This is a genomic window from Streptomyces sp. NPDC002125 (assembly GCF_053593715.1).
Map to the genome: position 1 here is coordinate 1 of NZ_JBSFDD010000061.1, position 9228 is coordinate 9228.

The following is a 9228-nucleotide window of genomic DNA, read 5'->3' on the forward strand; positions in this document are numbered from 1 at the left end:
GGCTGTGGGTGGGGCGGTCGTGGTGCCGTTGCCGCTGGATCTGGTGGCGTTGCGGTCCCAGCCGGCCACCGTTCCTCACCTCCTCCGCCACATGGCTCGTGTCTCTTCCCGGGGTACGGCCGGCGGGGGCGCGACCCTCGCGGGGCGGCTGTCCGGTCTCGGTACGGAGGAGCGCGAGCGGCTGCTCCTGGAGGTGGTCCGGGAACAGGTCGCGGGCGTGCTGGGCCATGCCACGGCCCATGCCATCGAGGCAGACCGTGCCTTCAAGGAACTCGGCTTCGACTCCCTGACCGCCGTCGAGTTCCGCAACCGCCTCAACATCGCCACCGGCCTGGAGCTCCCCTCCACCCTGGTGTTCGACTACCCGACCGCCCGCGATGTGGCCGTACAGCTCCAAGAGTCACTGGCACCCCGAGATGCCGACGGCTCCCAGCACCTGATCGGCGAGGTCGAGCGTCTGGAGGCTGCCCTTGCCGCAGCCTCGCTCGTGGACGGTGGGCGCGCTCAGATCACGGCGCGTCTGGAAAATCTGCTGCGCCGCTGGAACGCGGCCCAGCCCGATGCGGTGACTCCCGAGGACGAGCCGGATCTCAGCACCGCTTCCGATGACGAGCTGTTCGATCTGCTCGACAGCGAACTGGGCCATTCCTGAGAGCTCTTCTCAGTCCTCATATGAACTTCCTCCGAGATTGGGTATGACGACGATGGAGAACGACGCCAAGCTCCGGGAATACCTCCGGCGAGCCACCACCGACCTGCGCCAGGTCCGCCGCAAGCTGCGGGAGGCCGAGACCAGGGAACACGAGCCGATCGCAATCGTCGCCATGAGCTGCCGTTTCCCCGGCGGCGCCGGATCCCCCGAGGACCTGTGGGACCTGGTGGCGGCAGGGACGGACACGATCGCCGACTTCCCGGCCAACCGAGGCTGGAATGTCGACGACATCTACGACCCGGAGCCGGGAACGCCGGGCAAGAGCTACGCGAAGACCGGCGGATTCCTCTACGACGCCGATGAGTTCGACCCGGAGCTGTTCAAGATCAGCCCGCGTGAGGCCGAGGACATGGATCCGCAGCAACGGCTGCTGCTGGAAGCATCCTGGGAAAGCCTGGAGCGCGCGGGGATCGACCCCTCGTCGCTCAAGGGCAGCCGGACCGGAGTGTTCGCCGGCGTCGTCTACCACGACTACGCCAGCGTCACGACTGCCGGCAGCCTGGTATCGGGCCGGGTGGCATACACCCTCGGTCTGGAGGGCCCGGCCGTCTCGATCGACACGGCCTGTTCCTCCTCTCTGGTCGCGCTCCACCTCGCGATCCAGTCACTGCGCCGCGGCGAGTGCTCCCTCGCGCTCGCGGGGGGCGTCACCGTGATGTCCACCCCTGACGTGTTCGCCTACTTCAGTGAGCAGCGCGGCCTGTCTCCCGACGGCCGATGCCGTGCCTTCGCCGCCGACGCGAACGGCACGGGGTGGGGCGAGGGCGTCGGCGTCCTCCTGGTGGAGCGGCTGTCGGACGCCCGGCGCAACGGCCACCCGGTCCTCGCGGTGGTCCGCGGCTCTGCCGTCAACCAGGACGGCGCCAGCAACGGCATGACCGCACCCAACGGTCCCGCCCAGCGACGCGTCATCCAGGACGCACTGAACTCGGCCGGGCTCACCCCCTCCGACATCGACGCGGTCGAGGCGCACGGCACCGGCACGACACTGGGCGACCCGATCGAGGCGCAGGCACTGCTGGCGACCTACGGCCAGGACCGGCCGGAGGGACGGCCCCTGTGGCTGGGCTCCATCAAGTCCAACATCGGTCACGCCCAGGCCGCGGCGGGTGTCGCCGGTCTGATCAAGATGGTCCAGGCGATGCAGCACGGGGTGCTGCCGAAGACGCTGCACGTGGCCGAGCCGTCGCCGAAGGTGGACTGGTCCGCGGGTGCGGTCGAGCTGCTGACTGAGGCCAGGGAGTGGCCGGAGACGGATGGTCCGCGTCGGGCCGCTGTGTCGTCGTTCGGGATCAGCGGCACGAACGCCCATGTGATCATCGAGCAGGCGCCGGAGGAGGAGTCCGCCGAGAGCGAGGAGGCGGAGGAGGAGGCTCCGGTTTCTGCTCTGGAGTTGCCGGTGCAGGCGTGGGTGCTGTCGGCTGCCGGTGAGGATGCGTTGAAGGCGCAGGCTGCGCGTCTGCTGGACCGGGTGGCTGGGTCTGATCTGCGTCCGGTGGATGTCGGCTTCTCGCTTGCGACGTCGCGTGCGGTGCTCGATCAGCGCGCTGTGGTCGTAGGCCGTGACCGTGATGAACTGCTGTCCGCCTTGGGAGCCTTGGCGGAGGGCCGTGAAGGCTCCGGTGTGGTGCGGGGGACTTCACGTTCCGCCGGTGCTCTGGCGGTTCTCTTCACGGGTCAGGGTGCGCAGCGGGTGGGGATGGGTCGTGAACTCCACGCGTCCTACCCGGTGTTCGCTGAGGCATTCGATGCAGTGGTCGCGGAGCTGGACGGGCATCTGTCTACCCCGCTGCGGGATGTGGTGTGGGGCGAGGACGCGGAGGTTCTGAGTCGGACGGAGTTCACTCAGCCGGCGCTGTTCGCGTTCGAGACGGCGTTGTTCCGTCTGCTGGAGTCGTGGGGTGTGCGGCCCGACTTCCTGGCCGGTCATTCGGTCGGTGAGCTGACGGCCGCACACGTCTCGGGTGTCCTGTCGCTGGCTGATGCGTCAAGGCTGGTGGCTGCGCGTGCGCGGCTGATGCAGGCCCTGCCCGCCGGTGGTGCGATGGTCGCCATCCGCGCTTCCGAAGACGAGGTTCTCCCGTATCTCACGTCGGACGCGGTGAGCATCGCTGCGGTGAACGGCCCGGACGCCGTGGTGATATCCGGTGCCGAAGGTGAGGTCCTTGCGCTCGCAGCCTTGTTTGATGCTGAGGGTCGTAAGACGAATCGTCTGCGGGTCTCGCACGCCTTCCACTCGCCGCTGATGGAACCGATGCTGGCCGAGTTCCGCACGGTCGCCGAGAGCGTCGTGTATGGAGAAGCCCGCATCCCGGTCGTCTCCAACGTCACCGGCCAGCTCGCGTCCTCCGACGACCTGCGTACGCCCGAGTACTGGGTGCGGCATGTCCGTGAGGCGGTCCGTTTCGGCGACGGCATTCGTGCGCTGTCCGCTGCCGGGGCCTCCGTGTTCCTGGAGGTCGGCCCCGACGCGGTCCTCACTGCCATGGCGCAGAATTCCGCCGTCGAGGCGGTGTTCGTTCCTGGTCTGCGGCGCAAGCAGAGTGAGCCCGAGGCGCTGGTCACGGCGCTTGCGCGGCTGCACACGGTCGGCCACAGCCCCGACTGGGCAGCGTTCTACGCTCCCACCGACTCCCGCCGCGTCGACCTGCCCACGTACGCCTTCCAACGTCAGCACTACTGGCTCTCGGACCGTGCGGTCGCGGGGGCCGCCGCTGCCGGACTGCATGCTGCCGAGCACCCCCTGCTCAGTGCGATGGTGATGCTTGCCGACGCCGACAGTGCCGTCTTCACCGGCCGGCTCTCCGTCGGTTCGCACGCCTGGCTGGCGGATCACGTGATCGGTGAGTCGGTCCTCTTCCCCGGTACGGGGTTCGTCGAGCTGGCCATCCGAGCAGGGGACCAGGTCGGCTCGCCGGTTCTCGACGAGCTGGTGATCGAGGCGCCACTCGTCCTGCCCGCGCGTGGGTCGGTCCAGGTCCAGGTGGTCGTCCGGGCGCCCGACGCCGTCCACGCCGGCCGTTCGGTGGGCGTCTATTCGCGTTCCGGTGACGCGGACGCCGATGCTCCGTGGACGCGTCACGCCAGTGGGATGCTGGCGTCCGCCGCCGCGGCCCCCGCTCCGAGCGGCGGGGCCGCGCTGCAGGAGTGGCCGCCGGCCGGTGCGGAACCGCTGGATCTGGACGGACTGTACGAGGGCCTCGCCGAGTCCGGCATGGTCTACGGGACGGTCTTCCAGGGGCTCACCGCCGCCTGGAGACACGGCCGTGAGATCTACGCCGAGGCCACGCTTCCCGAGCAGGCCCGCAGCGAGGCGGAGCGCTTCGGTCTTCATCCCGCTCTGCTCGATGCGGCACTGCACGCGGTCGCCCTCACCGACGCGGTGGGCCAGGGCCCGACCCTGCCATTCACCTGGTCGAAGGTGGCCTTGCACGCCTCCGGCGCTGCTTCGCTGCGCGTCAGGCTCGTCCCGGGCGAGTCCGGCGGCGGGAGCGTCGCGGTGAGCGTCGAGACCACCGATGTCGAGGGACGGCCGGTCGCCACGGTCGGCTCGCTGGCTCTGCGCCGCATCTCCGATGCACAACTGGCTGCCGCAGCAGCCACCTTCCACGACTCGCTCTATCAACTGGACTGGGTGAGGCTGCCGTCGGCCACCCAGCAGGGAGCCGTCACGATCGGGGCCTGGGAGGAGCTGGATCGCGGCGGCCTCGTCCCGGATGTCGTGGTACTCGAGGCCATCGGTCCGGACGCCACCGCACTTCCGGCCGCCGAGGGGCCCTCCGGCCTCGTGGACTCCGCCGATGCTGTCCATGGAGCAACGCATCGCGTGCTGGCGGCTGTTCAGGACTGGCTGGCCGACGCCGACGGGCGGTTCGACGCGTCGCGTCTGCTCGTCGTCACCCGCGGAGCCGTCGCCGTTGCCAACCCGGTGAGCGTGCAGAGCGACGTTACCGCCTCGGACGGCACCACCGGCACAGGACCGGGACCCGACGGTCTCATCGGCGCTGCGATCGCAGGACTGGTCCGTTCCGCGCAGATGGAGAACCCGGGCCGCATCCTGCTCGCCGACCTGGAGGCCACAGCGGACCCCCGGTCGATCGGCGCAGCCGTCGTCGCGGCAGGGGAGGACAGCGTCGTGATCCGCGACGGTGTGCTGCACGCCCCACGGCTGACGCGGGCCACGGCCCAGGCCGCAAGCACCGGATCGGACTCTGGAACGACCCCGGATCCGGCCGGCGTGCCGACCGACGCCGAGGGTGGCGCCTTCGGGAACGGCACGGTCCTCGTGACCGGTGGCACCGGAGGCATCGGCGCACTCGTCGCCCGCCGCCTGGTGACGGACCACGGTGTACGCAGCCTGCTGCTCACCAGCCGTCGCGGCCCGGACGCCCCGGGCGCTGCCGGGCTCCGGGACGAACTCACCGCTCTCGGTGCGGAGGTGACCGTCGTAGCTTGCGACGTGGCGGACCGCGCGTCCGTCGCCACCCTCCTGGAGAAGGTCACGCTGACCGGCGTGGTGCACGCGGCGGGGGTGCTCGACGACGGGGTCGTCGCCTCACTGAATCCGGAGCGCATCACGACGGTGTTCCGTCCCAAGGTGGATGCCGCGTTGCACCTACACCACCTCACCGCAGGACAGCCGCTCGCGGCGTTCGTCCTGTTCTCCTCCTTCGCCGGACTCCTCGGTGCCCCCGGACAGGGCAGCTATGCGGCGGCCAACGCCTTCCTGGACGCTCTCGCTGCCCACCGCCGTGCCCAGGGACTGCCTGCGCAGTCGCTGGCCTGGGGGCTGTGGGAGCTGTCCGGAGGCATGGCCGGTGAGCTCGACACCGCCGACCGCGCCAAGATCTCCCGCGGTGGGATCTCCCCTCTCACCACCGACGAAGGCCTGGCGCTCTTCGGTGCGGCCCCCTCGGTGGACCGCGCCCTCGTCGTGCCGACCGCCCTCGACCTGCCCGGACTGCGGGCCCAGGGAGATGCTCTGCCCGGTCTGTTCCGCGCCCTGGTGCCGATGGCCCGCCGAAGCGCGGCGGCAGCCGGCGCAGGCTCGGACTCGCTGCGGCGCCGCCTGGCCGGCCTGTCGGCGGAGGGGCGGAACGAGCTGCTGCTCGGCCTGGTTCAGGAACGTGCCGCGGTCGCCCTCGGCTACTCAGGCGCCCAGGCGGTCGAGGCCGACAGGGCGTTCCGTGATCTCGGAATCGACTCGCTCGGTGCGTTGGAACTCCGGAACAGCCTCGGCGAGGAGACCGGTCTCCGGCTCCCGGCAACCGTGATCTTCGACTATCCGAACTCGCTGTCGCTCTCCCGCTACCTGCTGGGCGAACTCTCCGGGGTCACGGAGGACGTGCGGGTCGTCAACGCCGGCACGGTGACGGACGACGATCCGATCGTGATCGTGGGCATGGCCTGCCGCTACCCCGGCGGTGTGGAGTCCCCCGAGGACCTGTGGAACCTCGTCGCCGAAGGCCGGGACGGGATCACGTCCTTCCCGACCGACCGTGGCTGGCGGGTCGACGAGCTGCTGGACCCGACCGGCACGCGGCCGAACACGAGCTACGTGGGTGAAGGCGGGTTCCTCCACGGAGTCGCCGAGTTCGACCCGGACTTCTTCGGGATCAGCCCGAACGAGGCGTTGATCATGGACCCGCAGCAGCGGCTGCTGCTGGAGGTCTCGTGGGAGGCGTTCGAGAGCGCGGGCATCGTTCCGTCGACGCTGGCGGGTTCCCGGACGGGTGTCTTCGCCGGTGTGATGTATCACGACTACGCGGCCAACAGCGGGACAGGCGCCATCGCCTCGGGCCGCATCTCCTACGTCTTCGGCCTTGAGGGGCCGGCGGTGACGGTGGATACGGCGTGTTCGTCGTCGTTGGTGGCGTTGCATTCGGCGGTGCAGTCGTTGCGGTCGGGTGATTGTGATTTGGCGTTGGTGGGTGGGGTTGCGGTGATGGCGACTCCGGAGACGTTTGTGGAGTTCAGTCGTCAGCGTGGGTTGGCTTCGGATGGGCGTGCGAAGTCGTTTGCTGCGGGTGCGGATGGTACTGCGTGGGGTGAGGGTGCGGGGATGCTTCTGGTGGAGCGGCTCTCCGATGCGCGGCGTCTGGGGCATTCGGTAGTGGCGGTGGTGCGGGGCTCCGCGCTGAATCAGGATGGTGCGAGTAATGGTTTGACGGCTCCGAATGGTCCGTCGCAGGTGCGGGTGATTCGGCAGGCGTTGGCGAATGCGGGTCTGGCCACCGGTGATGTGGATCTGGTGGAGGCGCATGGTACGGGTACGACGCTGGGTGATCCGATCGAGGCGCAGGCGTTGCTGGCGACGTACGGTCAGGACCGGCAGGAGGGGCGTCCTCTGTGGCTGGGTTCGGTGAAGTCGAACATGGGTCATACGCAGGCTGCCGCTGGTGTTGCGGGGATCATCAAGGTGGTTCATGCGATGCGGCATGGTGTGTTGCCGAAGACGTTGCATGTGGATCGTCCGTCGGATCAGGTGGACTGGTCTGCGGGCGCGGTGGAGCTGCTGACGGAGGCCAGGGCGTGGCCGGCGACGGAGGGGCCGCGTCGGGCTGCGGTGTCGTCGTTCGGGATCAGCGGCACGAACGCCCACGTCATCATCGAGCAGGCACCGGACGAGCAGCCTGCCGTTGAGGTTGGTGGCTCGGTGGTGGATGGTCCGGTGGTGCCGTGGGTGGTGACGGGCCGGAGTCCGGAGGCGTTGCGTGATCAGGCCGCGCGTCTGCTGGACCGGGTGGGCATCTCTGACCTGCGTCCGGTGGATGTCGGCTTCTCGCTGGTGACTTCGCGTGCGGGGTTCGTGCATCGTGCCGCGGTGGTGGGCAGGACGCGGGAGCAGCTGGCCGAGGGGCTGCGGTCGCTTGCGGCGGGCGGCACGAGTGGTGTTGCCGTGGGTGCTGTGCGTGCGAGCAAGTCTGCTTTCCTGTTCACGGGTCAGGGTGCGCAGCGGGTGGGGATGGGCCGTGAACTCCACGCCGCCTACCCGGTGTTCGCTGAGGCTTTTGATGCGGTGGTCGCTGAGCTGGACGGTCAGCTGTCGGGATCGTTGCGGGATGTGGTGTGGGGTGAGGACGCGGAGGTTCTGGGTCGGACGGAGTTCACTCAGCCGGCGTTGTTCGCGTTCGAGACGGCGTTGTTCCGGTTGCTGGAGTCGTGGGGTGTGCGCCCGGACTTCCTTGCGGGTCATTCGGTGGGTGAGCTGACGGCCGCACACGTCTCGGGAGTGCTGTCGCTGGCGGATGCGGCGCGGCTGGTTGCGGCCAGGGCGCGGTTGATGCAGGCCCTGCCCGCGGGTGGTGCGATGGTCGCCATCCGGGCTTCCGAGGACGAGGTTCTCCCGTATCTGACGTCGGACGCGGTGAGCATCGCTGCGGTGAACGGCCCGGACGCCGTGGTGATCTCCGGTGCCGAGGGTGAGGTCCTTGCGCTCGCAGCCCGGTTCGAGGCTGAGGGGCGTAAGGCGAGTCGTCTGCGGGTCTCGCATGCGTTCCACTCACCGTTGATGGAGCCGATGCTGGCCGAGTTCCGTGCCGTTGCGGAGAGCGTGTCGTTCGGTGAGGCTCGTATTCCGGTGGTCTCCAACGTCACTGGTGAGGTGGCGGGCTCGGAGGATCTGCGTTCGGCTGAGTACTGGGTGCGTCATGTCCGCGAGGCTGTGCGGTTCGCGGACGGAGTGCGTGCCCTGTCGGCTGCCGGGGTCACGGTGTTCCTGGAGGTCGGTCCGGACGCGGTCCTCACCGCCATGGCCCAGAGTTCCGCAGCTGATGCGGTGTTCGTGCCCGGCCTGCGGCGCAACCAGGGCGAGCCTGAGGCGCTGGTCGCGGCGCTTGCGCGGCTCCACACCGTCGGCCACAGCCCCGACTGGGCAGCATTCTACGCGCCTACCGGAGCTCGCCGTGTCGGCCTGCCCACCTACGCCTTCCAGCATGAGAGCTACTGGCTCGATACGGCTGACTACTGGGCGAACGCGTGGGCCGGCAGCGGTGGTTCGCTGGAATCTGCAGGACTCGGCGCGGTTGATCACCCGCTTCTGCGAGCCGCGGTCGTGCTTCCGGATTCGGGTGGGCTCGTCATGACCGGTCGTCTCTCGCTTGCCGCTCAGCCGTGGCTGGCTGATCACAGTGTGTTGGGCAGTGTGCTGGTGCCGGGGACGGGGCTGGTGGAGTTGGCGTTGCGTGCGGGTGAGGAGGTCGGGTGTGGTCTGCTGGAGGAGTTGACGCTTCAGGCGCCGTTGACCGTGCCCGAGTCCGAGGCGCTGCAGGTCCAGGTGATGGTCGGGGCCGCGGCGGATGACGGTGCGCGTGAGGTGAGTGTGCATTCCCGGGTGGAGGGTGACCGGGACGTCCCGTGGACGCTGCACGCTGAGGGTGTGCTGCTGCCGGATCAGCCGGCCGCTGACTTCGGTCTGGCGGTGTGGCCGCCGGCCGGGGCGGTGTCTGTGCCGGTGGAGGGTGCGTATGAGCGGCTGGTGGGTCTGGGGTATGAGTACGGGCCGGTGTTCCAGGGGT

Annotated in this window: 2 protein-coding genes; both read left to right on the top strand. The window is 69.5% G+C overall.

What is annotated here, in order from left to right; genetic code table 11:
• On the top strand, positions 1–652 hold a 652-nt coding region (locus ACWCQM_RS40620; protein ID WP_450920084.1), incomplete at its 5' end, for a phosphopantetheine-binding protein.
• Between the two features lie 52 nt (positions 653–704).
• A partial coding sequence (locus tag ACWCQM_RS40625) for a type I polyketide synthase (protein WP_450920085.1) occupies positions 705–9228 on the top strand: 8524 nt, incomplete at its 3' end.